Origin of the sequence: Mycolicibacterium nivoides (assembly GCF_003855255.1) — a bacterium.
GTDB lineage: Bacteria > Actinomycetota > Actinomycetes > Mycobacteriales > Mycobacteriaceae > Mycobacterium > Mycobacterium nivoides.
Genome location: NZ_CP034072.1, coordinates 1,864,664 through 1,883,260 on the forward strand (window position 1 = coordinate 1,864,664; position 18,597 = coordinate 1,883,260).

Annotated in this window: 19 protein-coding genes; 12 read left to right on the plus strand and 7 right to left on the minus strand. The window is 67.5% G+C overall.

The genetic code is table 11. The features are described 5' to 3' along the window. Positions 1–45 precede the first annotated feature (45 nt). A complete protein-coding gene (locus EH231_RS08900; RefSeq protein WP_090431275.1) occupies positions 46–1,152 on the minus strand; it encodes a branched-chain amino acid aminotransferase in 1,107 nt (368 codons plus the stop codon). Between the two features lie 22 nt (positions 1,153–1,174). Continuing rightward, positions 1,175–2,272 (minus strand): glycine cleavage system aminomethyltransferase GcvT, encoded by a 1,098-nt coding sequence (gcvT, locus tag EH231_RS08905; RefSeq protein WP_124712244.1) that lies wholly within the window; start codon positions 2,270–2,272, stop codon positions 1,175–1,177. Positions 2,273–2,290: 18 nt separating this feature from the next. On the opposite strand from gcvT, the gene EH231_RS08910 reads away from it, so the two are divergent. From EH231_RS08910 to EH231_RS08920, 3 genes are all read left to right on the plus strand, one after another. After that, a complete protein-coding gene (locus tag EH231_RS08910) occupies positions 2,291–3,412 on the plus strand; it encodes an adenylate/guanylate cyclase domain-containing protein (RefSeq protein ID WP_090432124.1) in 1,122 nt (373 codons plus the stop codon). 73 nt (positions 3,413–3,485) lie between these two features. Then, the gene (locus EH231_RS08915; protein WP_124712245.1) at positions 3,486–5,003 is read left to right on the plus strand and encodes a leucyl aminopeptidase; all 1,518 of its coding nucleotides are present in this window, start codon (positions 3,486–3,488) and stop codon (positions 5,001–5,003) included. Positions 5,004–5,082: 79 nt separating this feature from the next. Next, positions 5,083–5,988 (plus strand): lytic transglycosylase domain-containing protein, encoded by a 906-nt coding sequence (locus EH231_RS08920; protein WP_124714222.1) that lies wholly within the window; start codon positions 5,083–5,085, stop codon positions 5,986–5,988. 4 nt (positions 5,989–5,992) lie between these two features. Here the strand turns inward: EH231_RS08920 and EH231_RS08925 are convergent, their stop codons facing one another. Together EH231_RS08925 and EH231_RS08930 are read right to left on the minus strand one after the other, a co-directional pair. After that, on the minus strand, positions 5,993–7,729 hold the full coding sequence (locus EH231_RS08925) for an SDR family oxidoreductase (RefSeq protein WP_124712246.1): 1,737 nt from the start codon (positions 7,727–7,729) through the stop codon (positions 5,993–5,995). Positions 7,730–7,797: 68 nt separating this feature from the next. After that, a complete protein-coding gene (locus tag EH231_RS08930) occupies positions 7,798–8,151 on the minus strand; it encodes an oxidoreductase (protein WP_124712247.1) in 354 nt (117 codons plus the stop codon). 214 nt (positions 8,152–8,365) lie between these two features. Between EH231_RS08930 and sucB the strand changes: the two genes are divergently transcribed. From sucB to EH231_RS08955, 5 genes are read left to right on the plus strand one after another with little or no spacing between them, the layout of a single operon-like run. Further along, positions 8,366–10,030 (plus strand): 2-oxoglutarate dehydrogenase, E2 component, dihydrolipoamide succinyltransferase, encoded by a 1,665-nt coding sequence (sucB, locus tag EH231_RS08935; RefSeq protein WP_124712248.1) that lies wholly within the window; start codon positions 8,366–8,368, stop codon positions 10,028–10,030. A gap of 25 nt (positions 10,031–10,055) precedes the next feature. Further along, positions 10,056–10,964, plus strand: a complete 909-nt coding sequence (locus EH231_RS08940) for a TIGR01777 family oxidoreductase (protein ID WP_124712249.1) — start codon at positions 10,056–10,058, stop codon at positions 10,962–10,964. A gap of 38 nt (positions 10,965–11,002) precedes the next feature. Continuing rightward, a complete protein-coding gene (gene lipB, locus EH231_RS08945) occupies positions 11,003–11,677 on the plus strand; it encodes a lipoyl(octanoyl) transferase LipB (RefSeq protein ID WP_090432130.1) in 675 nt (224 codons plus the stop codon). A 4-nt stretch (positions 11,678–11,681) separates the two neighbouring features. After that, a complete protein-coding gene (gene lipA / locus EH231_RS08950) occupies positions 11,682–12,626 on the plus strand; it encodes a lipoyl synthase (protein ID WP_124712250.1) in 945 nt (314 codons plus the stop codon). Between the two features lie 4 nt (positions 12,627–12,630). Then, positions 12,631–13,383, plus strand: a complete 753-nt coding sequence (locus tag EH231_RS08955; protein ID WP_090431289.1) for a DUF4191 domain-containing protein — start codon at positions 12,631–12,633, stop codon at positions 13,381–13,383. 111 nt (positions 13,384–13,494) lie between these two features. Here the strand turns inward: EH231_RS08955 and EH231_RS08960 are convergent, their stop codons facing one another. Beyond that, positions 13,495–13,980 (minus strand): RDD family protein, encoded by a 486-nt coding sequence (locus tag EH231_RS08960; protein WP_170856403.1) that lies wholly within the window; start codon positions 13,978–13,980, stop codon positions 13,495–13,497. Positions 13,981–14,135: 155 nt separating this feature from the next. On the opposite strand from EH231_RS08960, the gene glnA reads away from it, so the two are divergent. From glnA to EH231_RS08980, 4 genes are all read left to right on the plus strand, one after another. Then, complete coding sequence (gene glnA / locus EH231_RS08965) at positions 14,136–15,572, plus strand: type I glutamate--ammonia ligase (protein WP_090431291.1); 1,437 nt, start codon at positions 14,136–14,138, stop codon at positions 15,570–15,572. Between the two features lie 268 nt (positions 15,573–15,840). Next, a complete protein-coding gene (locus tag EH231_RS08970; RefSeq protein WP_064884186.1) occupies positions 15,841–16,167 on the plus strand; it encodes a darcynin family protein in 327 nt (108 codons plus the stop codon). A gap of 45 nt (positions 16,168–16,212) precedes the next feature. Continuing rightward, the gene (gene dtd, locus EH231_RS08975) at positions 16,213–16,644 is read left to right on the plus strand and encodes a D-aminoacyl-tRNA deacylase (protein ID WP_124712251.1); all 432 of its coding nucleotides are present in this window, start codon (positions 16,213–16,215) and stop codon (positions 16,642–16,644) included. Between the two features lie 31 nt (positions 16,645–16,675). Then, positions 16,676–17,089, plus strand: coding sequence for a DoxX family protein (locus tag EH231_RS08980; protein ID WP_090431295.1), 414 nt, complete (start codon positions 16,676–16,678; stop codon positions 17,087–17,089). Here the strand turns inward: EH231_RS08980 and EH231_RS08985 are convergent. Together EH231_RS08985 and EH231_RS08990 are read right to left on the minus strand one after the other, a co-directional pair. Beyond that, positions 17,086–17,943, minus strand: a complete 858-nt coding sequence (locus EH231_RS08985; RefSeq protein ID WP_124712252.1) for a TIGR03619 family F420-dependent LLM class oxidoreductase — start codon at positions 17,941–17,943, stop codon at positions 17,086–17,088. The two genes, EH231_RS08980 and EH231_RS08985, sit on opposite strands and share 4 nt — an antisense overlap. Further along, on the minus strand, positions 17,940–18,569 hold the full coding sequence (locus EH231_RS08990) for a PaaI family thioesterase (RefSeq protein WP_044523548.1): 630 nt from the start codon (positions 18,567–18,569) through the stop codon (positions 17,940–17,942). Before EH231_RS08990 ends, EH231_RS08985 begins: the two co-directional genes overlap by 4 nt. Positions 18,570–18,597: the final 28 nt, after the last annotated feature.

Sequence of the window (18,597 nt, forward strand, 5' to 3'; positions counted from 1 at the left end):
TCAGATCAATTCTGCGCGCGCCGCAAATCGTTCGGGGAGAAACGGCTAGTTCAGCCGGGCCATCCAGCCGTGCGTATCGGCGAAGGTGCCCCGCTGGATTCCCGTCAGGGTGTCGCGCAGGGCCATGGTGATCTCGCCCGGTTGCCCGTCGGCGATGGTGAACTCGCCGTCCGCGTACTTGACGTGTGAGACCGGGGTGATCACCGCGGCGGTGCCGCAGGCGAACACCTCGGTGATCTCGCCGGCCGCGGCCTTCTTCTGCCATTCGGCGACGTCGATCCTGCGCTCTTCGACAGCGAAGCCGGCGTCGGTGGCCAACTGCAGCAAGGAATCTCGTGTGATACCCGGCAACAGCGAACCGGACAGCTCAGGCGTGACGAGCCGGGCCGAACCGCCGCTGCCGAAGACGAAGAACAGGTTCATCCCGCCCATCTCCTCGACGTAACGACGCTCGAGCGCGTCCAGCCACACCACCTGATCGCATCCGTTGTCGGCGGCCTGCGCCTGCGCGAGCAGCGAGGCCGCGTAGTTGCCGCCGAACTTGGCCGCACCGGTGCCGCCCGGTGAGGCGCGCACGTACTCGTGCGACAGCCACACGCTCACCGGCTTGATGCCGCCCTTGAAGTACGCCCCGGCCGGCGAACCGATCACCAGGTACCGGTACTCGTTGGCCGGGCGCACGCCCAGTCCCGGCTCGGTGGCGATCACGAAGGGCCGCAGGTACAGCGACTCCTCACCGCCGGCCGCGGGCACCCACTTCTCGTCGACCGCGATGAGCTGGCGCAGCGATTCGATGAACACGTCCTCGGGAAGCTCCGGGATGGCCAGCCGCCGCGACGAGGCCTGCAGCCGTGCCGCGTTGGACTCCGGCCGGAACGACACGATCGAGCCGTCCGCCCAGCGGTAAGCCTTGAGCCCTTCGAACACTTCCTGCGCGTAGTGCAGGACAATGGCCGAGGGATCGAGTTCGATCGGCCCGTACGGAATCACCTGCGGGTCGTGCCAGCCCTGCCCGGCGGTGTAGTCGATGGCCACCATGTGGTCGGTGTGGAACTTGCCGAAGCCGGGGTTGGCCAGAATGGATTCGCGTACCGCATCGGTCGCCGGATTCGCATTGGCTGAAACCGTGAACTCGAGATGGCCGCTAGTCATGCAGCGATTGTATCGCCCGAGGCTAACGTGTTTTCGGGGCCACGAACGGTGGCTTGACCACTTCGCATTCGACGGCGCGGCCACGCACGTCCACGCTCACCCGCTGCCCGTCGGCGATGTCGTCGGCGGTGTCGATGAGTGCCAGCGCGATACCGACTTTCAGTGACGGCGAGAACGTCCCCGACGTCGTGGTGCCGATCCGGGTGTCCCCGTCGAGCACCGCGAGATCGGCGCGCAGCACCCCGCGGCCGACGGCCTTGAGGCCACGCAGCACCCGGGCCGGGCCGGTCTCCTTCTCGGCCAGCAGCGCATCCCGCCCCCAGAACGCCTCCTTCTTCCACCCGATCGCCCAGCCGCAGCGGGCCTGCAGCGGCGAGATGTCGAGGGACAGCTCGTGACCGTGCAGCGGGTAGCCCATCTCGGTGCGCAGGGTGTCGCGGGCACCCAGCCCCGCGGGCTCGCCGCCGGCCGCGCGCACGGCCGCCACCAGGGCGTCGAACACCACGCCGGCGCGGTCCCAGGCCGGCAGCAGCTCGTAACCGTGTTCACCGGTGTAGCCGGTGCGGCACACCCGCACGAACACGCCGTCGTACTCGGCGTCGGCGTAACCCATGTAGTCCATCTCGGTGGGCAGCCCCAGCGCCGCGAGCACCTCGGCGGATTTCGGCCCTTGCACCGCCAGCACGGCATACGAGCGGTGCTCGTCGGTGATGGTCAGCCCCTCGGGGGCGTTCTTCTGCAGTTCGGCCACGACGGCCGCGGTGTTGGCGGCGTTGGGCACCAGGAAGATCTCGTCGTCGGAGACGTAGTAGGCGATCAGATCGTCGATCACACCGCCGGACTCGGTGCAGCACAGCGTGTACTGCGCCTTGCCCGGTCCGATCCGGTTCAGGTCGTTGGTGAGGGCCGAGTTGACGTAGGCCGCCGCACCTGGCCCTTTGACCAGAGCCTTTCCGAGGTGGCTGACGTCGAACAGGCCGACGGTGTCGCGCGTGGCATTGTGTTCGGACACGGTCCCGGCGTAGGACACCGGCATCAGCCACCCACCGAATTCGGCGAAACTGGCTCCCAGTTCGCGGTGGCGGTCTTCCAGCGGTCCGTGCAGCAGGTCGTCAGTCACGGATTCACCCTAATCCGCATGCCGGAACGGGCCGCCGAATTGCACACTGGTCTGGTGGTCGATTTCGATGCACTGGCCGCCGCCGGGATCACCGATGCGCGGGACCGTGCCCCGCTCATCGAGTACCTCGCTGGGCTGGGTTTCACCGCCGAGCAGATGATCGAGGCCGAGTCCCGCGGCCGGTTGTTCGGGCTGGCCGGCGATGTCCTGCAGTGGTCGGGGCCGCCGGAATACTGTCTGGCCGATGTGGCCGCCGAGATCGATGTCCCGCTGGAGGATGTGCAGCGGGCGTGGGCCGCGCTGGGCCTGACCGTGGCCGGCTGCGATGTGAAGACCCTCAGCCGGGCCGATCTGGAGACCTTGCGCACCTGGGCGGAGTTGCGGGTGCTCGTCGGCGACGTCGAGGCCACCGGCCTGCTGCGGGTGATCGGTTCCGGCATGGCTCGTCTGGCCGAAGCTCTGTCGGCGATGAGCCGGGCCAGCACGCCCGACATCCAGCTCAATGTGAGCCACGACGAGCTCACTACCGCCAGGGCATACCGCGCCGCCGCCGGGTTCATCCCGCGGATCGGCTCGATGATCGATGCCGTACACCGCCACCATGTGATGAGTGCGCGCAGCTACTTCGAGCACGTCGTCCGCGATGACTCGTCGAATGTGGTGTGCGGCATCGGTTTCGCCGATCTGTCCGGGTTCACCGCGCTCACCCAGATGTTGACGTCCGCCGAACTGTCGGCGCTGCTCAACGAGTTCAGCGCCACCAGCACCGAGATCGTGCATGCCGCAGGGTGCCGCGTCGTCAAGTTCATCGGGGACGCCATCATGTGGGTCGGCTCCGAACCCGCCGAACTGCTCCAGGTCGCCGTCAACCTGGTGACCCACCCCCGTGCCGCCGAGACCCACCTGCAGGTGCGCGCCGGACTCGACTTCGGCGAGGTGCTGGCCATCGGCGGCGACTATTTCGGCAATTCGGTGAATCGGGCGGCCCGGCTCGTCGCTGCCGCCGACCCCAGCGAGGTCCTGGTGTCCGAGCCGCTGCGTGAACTCCTCGACGGGCAGGCGTTCGCGCCGCCTCGCTCGCTCACTCTCAAGGGTTTCGCCGCGCCGGTCACGGCGTATCCGCTGCGCCTGCCGCACTGAGATGCCGAGGACGGCGACGACCCGGTAGCGGCGTACCCGGTGAGCCCGCGACAGCCTGACTAGGGTGGTCGGGGTGAGCTCCGCAAATCCCGGTTACCAGGTTCCCAACGTCACCGTCAGTGCGTCGCTGCCCAAACGCAAGAGCGACGCCGTGCTGATCGTTCCCGTGGTCAGCGGGCAGGATGACGACGCAACAGCGACCGTCGTCGGCAATCCGTTCCTCGACGCCGAGTCGGTCGGCGAGATCGAGGTCGCGCTCGAAGCGCTCGGCGCGAAGGGCGGCGCCGACCAGGTCACCAGGGTGCTCGCGCCGTCACTCCCGGTCGCCAGCGTGCTGGCTGTCGGCCTGGGTAAGCCGCGCGACGAGTGGCCCGCCGACGTGATCCGCCGGGCTGCCGGCACCGCCGCGCGGTCACTGAACGGCACCGAGACGGTTATCACCACGCTGTCCGACATCGATCTGGAAGCCGCCGTCGAGGGTCTGATCCTGGGTGCCTACCGCTTCAGCGACTTCCGCAGCGCCAAGACCGCGCCCAAAGACGCCGGCCTGACCGCGATCACCGCACTGACCGCCGACACCAAGGCGGCAAAGGCGCAGGTACAGCGCGCGCAGGACATCGCTTCGGCCGTCGCGATTGCCCGGGACTTCGTCAACACCCCGCCCAGCCACCTGTTCCCCGACGAATTCGCCAAGCAGGCAAAGGCTTTGGGTGAGGCCGCCGGGCTTGAGGTCGAGGTACTCGACGACAAAGCCCTGGCCAAGGCGGGCTACGGCGGCATCGTGGGCGTCGGCAAGGGATCCTCGCGCCCGCCGCGTCTGGTGCGGTTGATCCACCGGGGCGCCGGCAAGAAGAGCAAGCGCGTCGCGCTGGTCGGCAAGGGCATCACATTCGACACCGGCGGCATCTCGATCAAGCCGGCCGCCAACATGCACCACATGACCTCGGACATGGGTGGCGCGGCGGCGGTCATCGCCACCGTGGTGCTGGCCGCCAGACAGAAACTGCCGATCGAGGTCATCGCGACCGTGCCGATGGCCGAGAACATGCCCTCGGCGACCGCGCAGCGCCCGGGCGACGTGCTCACCCAATACGGCGGGATCACAGTCGAAGTGCTCAACACCGACGCCGAGGGCCGGCTGATCCTGGCCGACGCGATCGTACGGGCCTGCGAGGACGACCCGGATTACCTGATCGAGACCTCGACCTTGACCGGTGCGCAGACCGTCGCACTGGGTTCCCGCACGCCGGGCGTGATGGGCAGCGAAGAGTTCCGCGACCGGGTCGCGACGCTGTCGCAGTCAGTCGGTGAAAACGGTTGGGCGATGCCACTTCCCGAGGAACTCAAGGACGATCTGAAGTCCACGGTGGCCGATCTGGCCAACGTCAGCGGGTCCCGCTATGCCGGGATGCTCGTGGCAGGCACGTACCTGCGCGAGTTCGTCGCCGACGGTGTCCAGTGGACGCACATCGACATCGCCGCGCCGGCCTACAACACCGGGGGCCCATGGGGTTACACCCCCAAGGGCGGCACCGGTGTGCCGACGCGCACGATGTTCGCGGTCCTGGAGGACATCGCCGCGAACGGCTGATCGAGCCACGGCTGCGGAGGGTTGGACAGTGAGCGCGCCCGACGTGAACACAGCGGCGAGATTCCTTCACAATCTCGCGATCCTGTTCACGTCGGGCGCCGTGCTCGCCGGATGTTCCGGGTCATCGAGCCCGCCGCCCGCCGCTCCCCCGAGCACGACCTCGGCGACGGCCGCGACGACGGCACCTACCACCACACCGGCCACCCCGGCCGGTGTCCAACCGCGCCTGGCTCCGGACCCCGTCCGGCTGGCGGAGGATCTCGTTGCCGATGAGCGGGCGCTGCGCGACCCGTCGGCACCGGAGCCGGCGCTGACACAGGCCGCCCGCCGCCAACAGGTGGCCTACCGCGCGATCGGCCGTCACCCCGAATGGGACGGGATCATCCGGCCGCGCATCCCGGCCGAACTGATCGCGTTCTACGACCGCAACGTCGATGCGCGGCGGCAACTCGCCACGCTGGCCGAACCGCGGGGCGCCCTACCCGCGTGGCGGATCAACTCCCCGCCGCCGGTTGAGGAGCTGCTGGCCGCCTACCGTGACGCCGAAGTCGCCTCCGGTGTCGGCTGGAGCCACCTCGCCGCGATCAACCTGATCGAGACGCACTTCGGCAGCGTGACCGGTGACAGTTCGGCCGGCGCCCAGGGTCCAATGCAGTTCATGCCGTCGACGTTTGCGGCCTACGGCATGGGCGGCGATATCCACTCGCCCCGGGACAGCATCATGGCGGCAGGTAATTACCTGGCCGCCAACGGTTTTGCGAACGATCCGGATCACGCCCTGTTCCGGTACAACAACGCCGACGCGTACGTGCGGGCGGTCAACGACTACGCCGCCGCGATGGCCGCCGATCCGGCGGCCCTCCGCGCGTTCTACCGCTGGGACGTGTACTACGTCTCCACCGCCGGTGATGTGCTGCTGCCCATCGGGTACGCCGCCGCATCGCCGATACCGGTCGGCGACTACCTGGCGGCGCACCCGCAGTAAACGGCTAGAGCGAACCCGACCGTGCCGCCCGGCGCAACGCCGACGGCACCAGTCGCGACACCCCGTAGGCCGCATAGGCCTCGGGGGTGACGGGGCGGATCGCCTTGCCCTTGGCGACGGACGCGACGATGGCCTTGGCCACCTTGTCCGGCCCGTAGCGTCGCGCGGCGAAGGCCTTCTTGGTCTGGGCCCGCAACTGCTCGACCTGCCCCTGCTTCTCGGCGGGGACGTCGAACCGGGTGGTGTCGATGATGTTGGTGTCGATCACGCCGGGGCAGATCGTGGTCAAACCGACTCCCGCCGAGACCAATTCGGCGCGCAGGCAGTCGGAGAACATGAAGACCGCGGCCTTGCTGGTGGAGTAGGCGTTCATCGACGCCGACGGCGAATAGGCGGCCATCGAGGCCACGTTGACGATGTGACCGCCGGTTCCGCGCTCGACCAGGCGTCGGGCAAATGACCTGCAGCAGTTGACGACTCCGCCGAAATTGACGTCGAGCACCCGATCGTACTGGTCGGCCGGGGTGTCGAGGAACTTACCGCCGTGGCCGATTCCGGCGTTGTTGACCACCACGTCGGGCACGCCGTGGGCGCTGCAGATCTGCTCGACGAAATTCTCCACCGCCTCGGCGTCGGACACGTCGAGGCCGTAGGCATGCGCCACTCCGCCGCGCGCGGCGATCTCATTGGCGGTGGACTTGGCGGAGGCTTCGTCGATATCGCTGACCACGATCTCGGCGCCCTGCGCCGCGAAGGCCAGCGCGGTGGCACGGCCGATGCCGCTGCCGGCACCGGTCACCGAAACCAGGGTGTCGCCGAAGGTTTCCCGCGATCGGCCGACCTGCGCGCGCCGCAGCGCACGCGATGCCGGGGCGCCCTCGATGTGATCGATCAGCTCGCCCGTCGCGTTGGCGATGGCGCGCCAGTGCGAGAACGGGGCCCAGTGCCCGGCCTTCAGGTCACGACGCCACAGCAACGGCACCCACTTCGACGCTTCGTCATAGCCGTGCCCGCGTACCACGGGATCGTGGTCGTTGCAGATCAACTGCACGGGCACCGTCACATAGTGGTCACTCCGCAACGTCGTGAATGAGCGAATCGCGTTGGCGCGGTAGATCTTCAGCCCGTTCGCCGCATCGATGTCGAGCGTCTCGGACTGGAATTTGGGGCCCGCGGTGTCGATGGCCTGCAGTCGGCGAGCCGCACCACGCCGCATCAGTGCGGGCGCGACGACGGGAACCGAGAACGGGATCCAGTAGCTGAACCGCGATGCCAGGTTCACCGCCTTGGCGAACCGGATGGGCCGGTACGGACGGGCCAAGCGACCGCGCACGAACGAGCCGTAGTGGTCGGTGCTGGGTCCCGATACCGACGTGAAGGACGCCACTCGCTCGGAGGCCTCGGGGCGGCTCAGGTACTCCCACACCCCCACCGATCCCCAGTCGTGGGCCAGGATGTGCACGGGGCGGCCGGGGCTGACGGCGTCGATCACCGCAGACAGGTCGTCGGCGAAGCGGTCCATGCGGTAGGCGGCGACGGCTTTGGGCACGTCCGAGGCGCCGGCACCGCGGTTGTCGTACCGCACGATGTGGAAGCGGTCCCCCAGTTCACCGGTCACGCCGTTCCACAACACGTGCGAGTCCGGCCATCCGTGCGCCATCACCAGCGTGGGGCGCTGCCGATCCCCTTGTTCGTAAACCGCGATGCGGGTTCCGTCCGAGCTGACGACGAAGCGCTCCATAGTCCACCCCTCCACGAGGTATCTGTAACGAACAGTATCCAATACCGGAGGTATCGGCTGCTTCGACTCTAGCGGTCGCCGAGTTCCTGACGCACGGCGCGCTCCCGTTCGATGCGCCGCCGCGCGTCGTGGTCGCGCATCCGTTGCGGATACCCGACCTTCTGCACGTCGTACACCGGGATCTGCAGCCGGTCGCTGAGCCGGCGTGCCCCGGCCTCACCACCGGCGCGGCGACGGGTCCACTCGCCGTCGGCAGCAACCAACACGACAGTCACCTCGGTGACGGTGGTGCGGGGTTCCACGAATGCCTCGACACCGACGTGCTCGGCGACCCAGCGCTGCAGATACCGCAGATCCTGGCCCGTGTCGCCGCCGGATCCGCGCGCCGAGCGACCCTGACGGAACGTATCGAACAACCCCAACGGAACGATCTCCTCAGCTCTGGGGAAGTTCGGCGAACTGCCCTGCAAACCCTCACTCGATAGTGCCAGAGCTCGGAGCAACCCTGAGTGAGTGCGAATGGTGCTGCAGTGACAGGATGGTTCCGACAATCCACCTAGGTGCCGTACCCAGTGCACCTAGCTGTGGTAAGCCAGAGTTCGAGTCGTCACAAGTGACCGTCCGAGGAGTCAATACATGGCCATCTCCGTCCAGATGCCCGCGCTAGGTGAGAGCGTCACCGAGGGGACCGTCACCCGCTGGCTTAAACAGGAGGGTGACACCGTCGAGATCGACGAGCCGCTGCTGGAGGTGTCCACGGACAAGGTCGACACCGAGATCCCGTCGCCCGCCGCAGGCGTCTTGACGAAGATCGTCGCCCAGGAGGACGACACCGTCGAGATCGGTGGCGAGCTCGCGGTCATCGGTGAGGCTGGCGAAGCCCCTGCTGCCGCCGCCGCACCGGCCGCCTCGTCGGAGTCAGCCACTTCTGTGGTGATGCCCGAGTTGGGCGAATCGGTCACCGAGGGCACGGTCACCCGCTGGCTCAAGAAGGTCGGCGAGTCCGTCGGCGTCGATGAGCCGCTGGTCGAGGTGTCCACCGACAAGGTCGACACCGAGATCCCGTCCCCGGTCGCCGGCACCCTGCTGTCGATCACCGCGCAGGAGGACGACACCGTCGCGGTCGGCGGCGAGCTGGCCAAGATCGGGGACGCTTCCGCCGCGCCGGCCGCTGCGCCCGCTCCCGCTCCGGCGGCACCCGCTCCGGCCCCGGCGGCTCCTGCCCCGGCGCCCGCACCCGAACCCAAGCCGGAACCGAAGCCCGAGCCGAAGCCTGAGCCTGCACCCGCAGCCGCCCCGGCGCCCGCAGCCGCTCCGGCCGCACCGGCACCTGAAGCTGCCCCCGCCGCTGAGGACGGTTCGCCGTACGTCACCCCGCTGGTGCGGAAGTTGGCCGCGGAGAACGGTGTCGACCTCGCAGAGGTGAAGGGCACCGGCGTCGGCGGTCGGATCCGCAAGCAGGATGTGCTCGCGGCCGCCGAGGCCAAAAAGGCTCCCCCGGCCCCGGCTCCCGCAGCACCGGCAGCCCCGGCCGCCGCGCCCGCTACCTCGGCGGCGCCCGCTCCGGCCTTGGCGCATCTGCGCGGAACGACGCAGAAGGCCAATCGGATTCGCCAGATCACCGCGAAGAAGACGCGTGAATCGTTGCAGGCGACCGCACAGCTGACCCAGACCCACGAGGTCGACATGACCAAGATCGTGGCATTGCGGGCCCGGGCGAAGGCGGACTTCGCCGAGCGCGAGGGTGTCAACCTCACCTATCTGCCGTTCATCGCCCGCGCCGTCATCGACGCGCTGAAGATCCACCCGAACATCAACGCCAGCTACAACGAGGACACCAAGGAGATCACCTACTACGACGCCGAGCACCTCGGCTTCGCGGTCGACACCGACCAGGGTCTGCTGTCGCCGGTGATCCACAACGCCGGTGACCTGTCGCTGGGCGGGCTGGCGCGCGCCATCTCCGACATCGCGGCGCGGGCCCGTTCGGGCAACCTGAAGCCCGACGAGTTGTCCGGCGGCACGTTCACCATCACCAACATCGGTAGCCAGGGCGCGCTGTTCGACACGCCGATCCTGGTGCCGCCGCAAGCGGCGATGCTGGGCACCGGGGCGATCGTCAAGCGGCCGCGGGTGATCTCCGACGCATACGGCAACGAGTCGATCGGTGTGCGTTCGGTGTGCTACCTGCCGCTGACCTACGACCACCGACTCATCGACGGCGCCGACGCCGGCCGATTCGTGACCACCATCAAGCGCAGGCTCGAAGAAGGTGCTTTCGAGGCCGACCTCGGGCTGTAAGAGCCGTTAGGAGGGGCTCCCCACTGTGGCGGATGCCGTCATCGCGATAGCGGGATCATCCGGTCTGATCGGTTCGGCGCTGGTGTCAACGCTGCGTGCCGCCGATCGCCGGGTACTCCGGATCGTACGCAGGGCACCATCGAACGGCGACGAGCTGTTCTGGAACCCCGACACCGGAGAGTTCGACGCAGGCGCGCTGCAGGGCGTGGACGCGGTGGTGAATCTCTGCGGCGTCGGCGTCGGCGACAAGCGGTGGTCGGGCGCCTTCAAGCAGAGCCTGCGGGACAGCCGGATCGGGCCCACCGAGGTACTCGCCGGCGCCGTGGCCGACGCCGGGGTGCCGGTGCTGATCAACGCGAGCGCGGTCGGCTATTACGGCGACACCAGGGACCGGGTGACCGACGAGTCCGCGCCCGAGGGTCGCGGGTTCCTGGCCGGGCTGTGCGCGGACTGGGAAGCGGCCACCGCGCCGGCCGTCGCGGCCGGCGCGCGGGTGGTGCTGTTGCGCACCGGGTTGGTGATGGCCCCGTCCGGGGGCATGGTGAACCGGCTCAAGCCGTTGTTCTCACTGGGCCTGGGCGCCCGGTTGGGCAACGGCAGGCAGTACATTCCGTGGATCAGCCTGGAGGACGAGGTCCGCGCGGTGCTGTTCGCGATGGCGACCGAAAGTCTTTCGGGCCCCGTCAATCTCACCGGTCCGGCCCCGGTGACCAACGCCGAGTTCACCGCGGCGCTGGGCCGTGCCGTCAACCGCCCCACGCCGGTGATGGTTCCGGGGTTTGCGCTGCGCACGCTGCTGGGCGAGATCGCAGACGAAGGACTGCTCATCGGTCAGCGCGCCATCCCCGCCGCACTGGAACGCGCCGGCTTCACGTTCCACCACAACACGGTGGGCGAGGCGCTGGCCTACGCCACCGCACCCAAAGACCTGTGACCGGCATCCGGGAGCAGCCGGGGCGTACCGTCGACGCTGTGACATCCATCCGCTCTGCCGCGGTTCCCGTCGAGGTGCGGCGCGTGGGCACGCTCGACTACGAAGCCGCCTGGGAGCTACAGCGCGAGATCGCCGACGCCCGGGTGGCCGGCGGTCCTGACACGCTGCTGCTGCTCCAGCACCCGGCCGTCTACACCGCGGGCAAGCGCACCGAGCCGCACGAGCGCCCGGTGGACGGCACGCCCGTCGTCGACACCGACCGCGGCGGCAAGATCACCTGGCACGGCCCCGGTCAGCTGGTGGGCTACCCCATCATCGGGCTGACCGAACCGCTCGATGTGGTGAATTTCGTTCGGCGTCTTGAGGAAGCACTCATCACCGTGTGTGCGGATCTCGGATTGCAGACCGGTCGGGTCGAGGGACGCTCGGGCGTGTGGGTTGCCGGGGACGGACTTCGGCCGGCCCGCAAGGTCGGGGCGATCGGGATCCGGGTGTCCCGGGCGACGACGCTGCACGGGTTCGCGCTGAACTGCGACTGCGACCTGTCCGCGTTCACGTCGATCGTGCCGTGCGGGATCGCCGATGCCGGCGTCACGTCACTGACGGCCGAACTCGGCCGCCGCATCACCGTCGAGGACGTCACCGACCGCGTCGCCGCTGCGGTGTGTGACGCGCTCGACGGCCGACTCGAAGTAGCTCTGAACGTAGGATGAATCTGTGACTGTTGTGCCCGAAGGCCGGAAGCTGCTGCGTCTGGAAGTGCGGAACGCGCAGACGCCCATCGAACGCAAACCGCCGTGGATCAAGACCCGGGCCAAGATGGGTCCGGAGTACACCGAACTCAAGGGCCTGGTGCGCCGCGAAGGCCTGCACACGGTATGCGAGGAGGCCGGCTGCCCCAACATCTTCGAATGCTGGGAGGACCGGGAAGCGACATTCCTGATCGGCGGCGAGCAGTGCACGCGGCGGTGCGACTTCTGCCAGATCGACACCGGTAAGCCCGCCGAGCTGGACCGCGATGAACCGCGCCGGGTCGCCGAGAGCGTTCAGGCGATGGGGCTGCGCTACTCCACCGTGACCGGCGTGGCCCGCGACGACCTGCCCGACGGCGGGGCGTGGCTCTATGCCGAAACTGTCCGCTACATCAAGCGGCTCAACCCGACCACGGGTGTGGAGTTGCTGGCCCCGGACTTCAACGGCAACCCGGACCAGTTGGCCGAAGTGTTCGAGTCACGCCCAGAGGTATTCGCGCACAACGTCGAAACGGTGCCGCGCATCTTCAAGCGGATTCGTCCGGCGTTCCGCTACGAGCGCAGCCTCGAGGTGATCACCGCCGCCCGTAACTTCGGCCTGGTCACCAAGTCCAACCTGATCCTCGGGATGGGCGAGACCATCGACGAGGTGCACACCGCGCTGCGCGACCTGCACGAGGCGGGCTGCGACATCGTCACCATCACCCAGTACCTGCGGCCCTCCCCGCGCCACCATCCGGTGGAGCGCTGGGTGCACCCCGACGAGTTCGTCGCGTTGTCCGGCTATGCCGAGGGCCTCGGATTCGCCGGCGTGCTGGCCGGACCGCTGGTGCGCTCGTCCTACCGCGCGGGCAGGCTCTATGCCCAGGCCGCGCGGGTTCGGTTCGCCGATCGGCCCCCCGTATCCTGATGTAATGGCGAAATCCCGCAATGCCGCAGAAACGAAGGCGGCAAAGGCCGAGGCGAAGGCTGCCCGTAAGGCGGCCTCCAAGCAGCGGCGCAGTCAGTTGTGGCAGGCATTCCAGATCCAGCGCAAAGAGGACAAGCGCCTGCTGCCGTACATGATCGGCGCGTTCGTGCTGATCGTGGCCGCAGCGGTGGTTGCCGGTCTGCTCATCGGCGGGTTCACGATGTACACGCTCATCCCGCTGGGTGTGGTGCTGGGCGCGCTCGTCGCCTTCATCATCTTCGGCCGGCGGGCTCAGAAGTCGGTGTACCTCAAGGCCGAGGGCCAGACGGGTGCCGCGGCTTGGGCGCTGGACAATCTTCGCGGCAAGTGGCGGGTCACCCCCGGTGTCGCGGCGACCGGTCATTTCGACGCCGTGCACCGCGTGATCGGCCGCCCCGGCGTGATCTTCGTCGGCGAGGGTTCGGCCACTCGGGTCAAGCCCCTGCTGGCGCAGGAGAAGAAGCGTACGGCGCGTCTGGTCGGCGACATCCCGATCTACGACATCGTGGTCGGCAACGGCGAGGACGAAGTGCCGCTGTCCAAGCTGGAGCGCCACCTGAACAAGCTGCCGGCGAACATCACGGTCAAGCAGATGGACTCGATCGAGTCCCGGCTGGCGGCGCTGGGCACCAAGACCGGCCCGGCCGGCATGCCCAAGGGCCCGTTGCCCGGCGGTGCGAAGATGCGCGGTGTGCAGCGCACCGTCCGCCGGCGCTGACGAGCGCTTGCGCGAAGAACACTTGGCCCTGATGCCATTGCTCGTGCGTAACGCCATGGCGGTCTGACGGCAGACAGACGTGGCGTTACGTACGCGACAGGACCGACGCCGCTAGCGCCGCACGACCGCGGTGAACGTCAGCCGGTCGTGCAGGCCGCGCAGGTCACTGTCGGAGACCAGCGGCGGGATCACCAATGCGATCAACACCACACGCAGGAACGCCCGCACGATGCCGATCCGATCGCGCCCGTCGGCCGGCACCACGGCCAGGCCGACAGCAAGCTGCCCCGGGGTGAACGAGAACAGCCGCACCGCGACCGTCCCCAGCACCATCCAGATCACCAGCACGGCCGTGGACAGCATCGGCAGCGAAATCAGGCCCAGGGCCATCACCAGACCGGCCAGCCCGTAGGCCACCAGCCAATCGATGCACAGCGCACCGAGCCGCCGGCCCATCCGGGCCAGCGAGCCGGGTCCGGACTCGGGCAAGCCGAGGCGCTCACCGGGGTATTTCCCCCGGCCATCCAGCGCGTCCTCGCCGTCGCCGGCGTCGAAAGGTCCCGGTCCGGACAGCCAACTTCCCATCGTGCGCGCCATAGGGCAAGAATAGGCGGGGCCGGTTGAGAGACGGTCAGTAGCTCACGTCACAAAGAACGGTCATCGCGTAACTTGCGCGCAACATATGGTTGACGACTGCGCAACATCGTGTCCTTAGCGTCAACCCGCGGGTTACCAGTAAAGGAGAACACTCAGTGGCAGAAAAGACGTCCGACGACATCTTCAAGCTGATCAAGGACGAGAACGTCGAGTATGTCGACATTCGCTTCTGCGATCTGCCCGGCGTCGTCCAGCACTTCTCGATCCCGGCGTCGGCGTTCGACCAGAGCGTCTTCGAGGACGGCCTCGCGTTCGACGGCTCGTCGGTCCGCGGCTTCCAGTCGATCCACGAATCCGACATGATGCTGCTGCCGGACCCCGACACCGCGCGCATCGACCCGTTCCGCGCCGCCAAGACGCTGAACCTGAACTTCTTCGTGCACGACCCGTTCACCCGTGAGGCGTACTCCCGCGACCCGCGCAACGTGGCCCGCAAGGCGGAGAACTACCTGGCGAGCACCGGTATCGCCGACACCTGTTACTTCGGTGCCGAGGCCGAGTTCTACATCTTCGACTCGGTGAGCTTCGACTCCAAGATGAACGGCACCTTCTACGAGGTGGATTCCGAGTCGGCGTGGTGGAACACCGGCGAGCCCTTCGAGGCCGACGGCAGCGCCAACCTCGGTTACAAGGTCCGCCCCAAGGGCGGCTACTTCCCCGTCGCCCCGTACGACCACTACGTCGACCTGCGCGACGAGATGTCGACCAACCTGATCAACGCCGGGTTCACCCTGGAGCGCGGCCACCACGAGGTGGGCACCGCCGGCCAGGCCGAGATCAACTACAAGTTCAACACGCTGCTGCACGCGGCCGACGATGTGTTGCTGTTCAAATACATCATCAAGAACACCGCGTGGGCCAACGGCAAGACCGTCACCTTCATGCCCAAGCCGCTGTTCGGTGACAACGGGTCGGGCATGCACGCCCACCAGTCGCTGTGGAAGGACGGCAAGCCGCTGTTCCACGACGAGTCCGGCTACGCGGGCCTGTCCGACATCGCCCGCCACTACATCGGCGGCATCCTGCACCACGCCCCGTCGCTGCTGGCGTTCACCAACCCCACGGTGAACTCCTACAAGCGTCTGGTGCCCGGCTACGAGGCCCCGATCAACCTGGTCTACAGCCAGCGCAACCGCTCGGCCTGTGTCCGTATCCCGATCACCGGCAACAACCCGAAGGCCAAGCGCCTCGAGTTCCGTTGCCCGGACAGCTCGGGTAACCCGTACCTGGCGTTCGCGGCGATGCTGATGGCCGGCATCGACGGCATCAAGAAGAAGATCGAGCCGCTGGCCCCGGTCGACAAGGATCTCTACGAGCTGCCGCCGGACGAGGCCGCCAACATCCCGCAGGCCCCGACCTCGCTGGCCGCGGTGATCGACCGCCTCGAAGAGGACCACGAGTACCTCACCGAGGGTGGCGTGTTCACCGAGGACCTGATCGAGACCTGGATCTCCTACAAGCGGGAGAACGAGATCATGCCGATCCAGATCCGGCCTCACCCGTATGAGTTCTCGCTCTACTACGACGTTTAGTCGGCACCGCCGACGCGACGTTTAAGTCGGCACCGCCGACGCGACGTTTAAGTCGGCACCGCCGACGCGACGTCTAAGTCGTTCACGTCGTGTAGTTGAGTTCAGACTGTGGCCCCCGGCTCTTGCCGGGGGCCACAGTTTTAGGCTAACCTAACTACCGCGAGCACAACCGCTCGCGGTGCTGACAACCTCACAGGTCAACGGAGAGATTCGTTGGCCTTTTCGTTTCTCTCCAGCCGTATTCACTTATGAGAGAACGAGGTTCGCCATGTTCACGGTTTTCATGCTGGTCAAGACCAATCCGGAATGGCTCGGATTCCCGGTGGCCAAACGCTTCGACGAGTTGGCCCGGCACCTGCAGCCGATACTCGATCGCCATCCCGCGGTGAATTTCCGTTGGTACGACACGGAGTTCTACACCGCCAGGGTCACCGACCTCCTGCTGTGGGAGACCACCGATCCGCACGAGTATGAGCTCGCGGTCGAGGAGCTCCGCGAAACACCACTGTGGGACCGCTATTTCACCATCGTCGAGATCCTCCCGGGGGTGGCCAACGCGTACGCGGACAACTACGGCAGATCCGCCCTCGGGTAGGCACCCGGCCGGCGGCCTGCGCAGCGCCGAAAGCACAATGGACCGATGCGTGTTCTGGTGCAGCGGGTGACGTCGGCGAGTGTGACGGTCGACGGCGAAGTCGTCGGTGTCATCGAGCCGAACCCGCAGGGGCTGCTCGCCCTCGTCGGGGCGACCCATGGCGACGACGCCGCCAAGGCGCGGCGAATGGCCGAGAGGCTTTGGCAGTTGCGGATTCTGGACGGCGAGAAATCCGCATCTGACGTTGCCGCCCCCATCCTGGTGATCAGTCAGTTCACGTTGTACGCGAATACCGACAAGGGCAGGCGACCGTCGTGGAATGCGGCGGCGCCGGGCCCTCTCGCGGAACCACTGGTGGCCGAATTTGCCGACGCGCTCGCGAAGCTGGGCGCGGTTGTGGAAACGGGAGTTTTCGGTGCGGATATGCGGGTGGAACTGGTCAATGACGGACCGGTAACGGTGTTGCTCGAGCTGTGAGTTTTCTACGAGCTGCGCGTATTGTCAGGACATGACGACCAAATTGGACACTCGACTGGGCTCGCTTTCGCCCGCTGTGATCAGCTTGTTCCGTGTCGTGTTCGGTTTCCTTTTCACCATCCACGGCGCATCGAAACTCTTCGCCTGGCCTGTTGATTCGGGAAGCGGCGCCGTGCCCGTCGGCACCTGGCCGTACTGGTACGCCGGTGTTCTGGAACTGGTGCTCGGCCTGCTCATCATGGTGGGGCTGTTCACCCGTATCGCCGCATTCATCGCCTCGGGCCAGATGGCGTTCGCCTACTTCACCCAGCATCAGCCCACCGGCCTATGGCCGATCGAGAACGGCGGCGAACTCGCCGTGCTGTACTGCTTCGGCTTCCTGCTGCTGGCCGCAATCGGTGGTGGCGCTTACGCGTTGGACGCGGCGCGCAGTAGGCGCACCTAGTCCAGCGCGAGGTCCTTGCGGAACCGTTTCAGTCCGTCGATCTTCTCGGCGAGTGTGGCGGCGGGCCCGGAGTAGAACATCCAGGGCATGGTGATGATGCCCTGGATACCACCGGCTTCGGCGCGCGCGTAGTGCTCGGGGGCGAAGGCGTCGGTCAGCGGTGTGATGACGGTGAAATCATCCATCGTCAAACCCTTTTCGGCGCGCAGGTCACGTAGCCGGTCGACTCGCTGCAAGGCGGCTTCGGTGGAGATCAGATCGCCGATCCAGCCGTCGTGCCGCGCCGCCCGGCGCAGCGCGATATCGGACAGCCCGCCGACATAGATCGGGATCCGCGGCGGCGTGGGCTCCATCTCGAGGCGTGGCGTGGAGTAGAACTCGCCGGAGAACTCGGTCCACCCGGGCTCCCACAGCTGCTTCATCAATTCGAGCATCTCGTCGGTGCGCTTGCCGCGTCGCGCGAACTGCTGCCCCAGCAGCTCGAACTCCTCCTCGCACCACCCGACCCCGATGCCGAGTTCCAGCCGTCCGCCGGCCAGATAGGCCGCGGTGCCAATGGCTTTGGCAGCCGAGTACGGGTCGCGCATCGCGGGCAGGTAGACCGTGGTGACGAACTTCAGCCGGGTGGTGACCAGAGCCAGTGCCCCGATCATCACCCACGGGTCCGGCCAGTCGGTGAACGCCTCCCAGCGGCGCTTGCCGTCCTTGGTGTACGGATACGGAGTCTTCAGCGTCTCAAGGTTGACCACATGATCCGGGATGCCCATCCCGTCGTAGCCGAGATCGTCTGCGGCCCTGGCCACCTCGACGGCCTCCCGGGTGTCCATGAAGGCCATGCTCACGTAGATCTTCATCCGGCATCCCGCGCCCACGCCGGCGTGATGAAGACCCCTTCAGCCTCGACGGTGATTCCGTCGGCGTCGCTGATATGGCCCCGCGCAAAGGTTTTGACGCCCTCGGTCCGGTCGATGTAGGCCTCGGCGCGCAGCGGCCCCAGCGGCGTGCCCCGGCGATATCGGCACGTGATGGTCCCGGTGTAGCGCGGCTCGTGTAGTCCGCCGCTGGCCACCTCGCCGAGAATGTGGTCGAGTACCAACGCGCAGATGCCACCGTGCACCCAGCCCAGCGGCCCCTCGTAGGCGGCGCCCAGCACGAATTCACTCCAGCAGCTGCCGTCCTCGGCGTGCTCGATCACCAGCGGCGGGGCCAGCGCGTTGCGTAATCCGACGACCGGATTCGCCCACACGACCGGCCGGTTCGTCTCGGCATGCAGCACGGCGTGCGGCCCGTCGCGCTGTTCGCGGCGCAGTGAGGCGGTGACGGCTTCGACGGCCGCGGTCGCCTCGGCAATGGTCTGTGGGTCCACCTCGGTGCGCACTCCGGCGTCGACGAGTTCGCGCATCGCCTGGGCGAAGGGCTCATAAAGGGCTTCGAGCCGATCGTGCTCGGCCGCGGTGATGACGTCGAACGTGTGCTTCATCCGGACTCCCAGTGAATTGGTTATACGC

Bases quoted from the DNA above. Each gene is read 5' to 3' on its own strand.
- dtd (WP_124712251.1), top strand. From the start codon at position 16,213: ATGCGTGTTCTGGTGCAGCGGGTGACGTCGGCGAGTGTGACGGTCGAC.
- EH231_RS08910 (WP_090432124.1), top strand. From the start codon at position 2,291: ATGCCGGAACGGGCCGCCGAATTGCACACTGGTCTGGTGGTCGATTTC.
- EH231_RS08985 (WP_124712252.1), bottom strand. From the start codon at position 17,943: ATGAAGATCTACGTGAGCATGGCCTTCATGGACACCCGGGAGGCCGTC.
- EH231_RS08900 (WP_090431275.1), bottom strand. From the start codon at position 1,152: ATGACTAGCGGCCATCTCGAGTTCACGGTTTCAGCCAATGCGAATCCG.
- EH231_RS08925 (WP_124712246.1), bottom strand. From the start codon at position 7,729: ATGGAGCGCTTCGTCGTCAGCTCGGACGGAACCCGCATCGCGGTTTAC.
- EH231_RS08955 (WP_090431289.1), top strand. From the start codon at position 12,631: ATGGCGAAATCCCGCAATGCCGCAGAAACGAAGGCGGCAAAGGCCGAG.
- EH231_RS08960 (WP_170856403.1), bottom strand. From the start codon at position 13,980: ATGGCGCGCACGATGGGAAGTTGGCTGTCCGGACCGGGACCTTTCGAC.
- EH231_RS08980 (WP_090431295.1), top strand. From the start codon at position 16,676: ATGACGACCAAATTGGACACTCGACTGGGCTCGCTTTCGCCCGCTGTG.
- EH231_RS08970 (WP_064884186.1), top strand. From the start codon at position 15,841: ATGTTCACGGTTTTCATGCTGGTCAAGACCAATCCGGAATGGCTCGGA.
- EH231_RS08990 (WP_044523548.1), bottom strand. From the start codon at position 18,569: ATGAAGCACACGTTCGACGTCATCACCGCGGCCGAGCACGATCGGCTC.
- sucB (WP_124712248.1), top strand. From the start codon at position 8,366: ATGGCCATCTCCGTCCAGATGCCCGCGCTAGGTGAGAGCGTCACCGAG.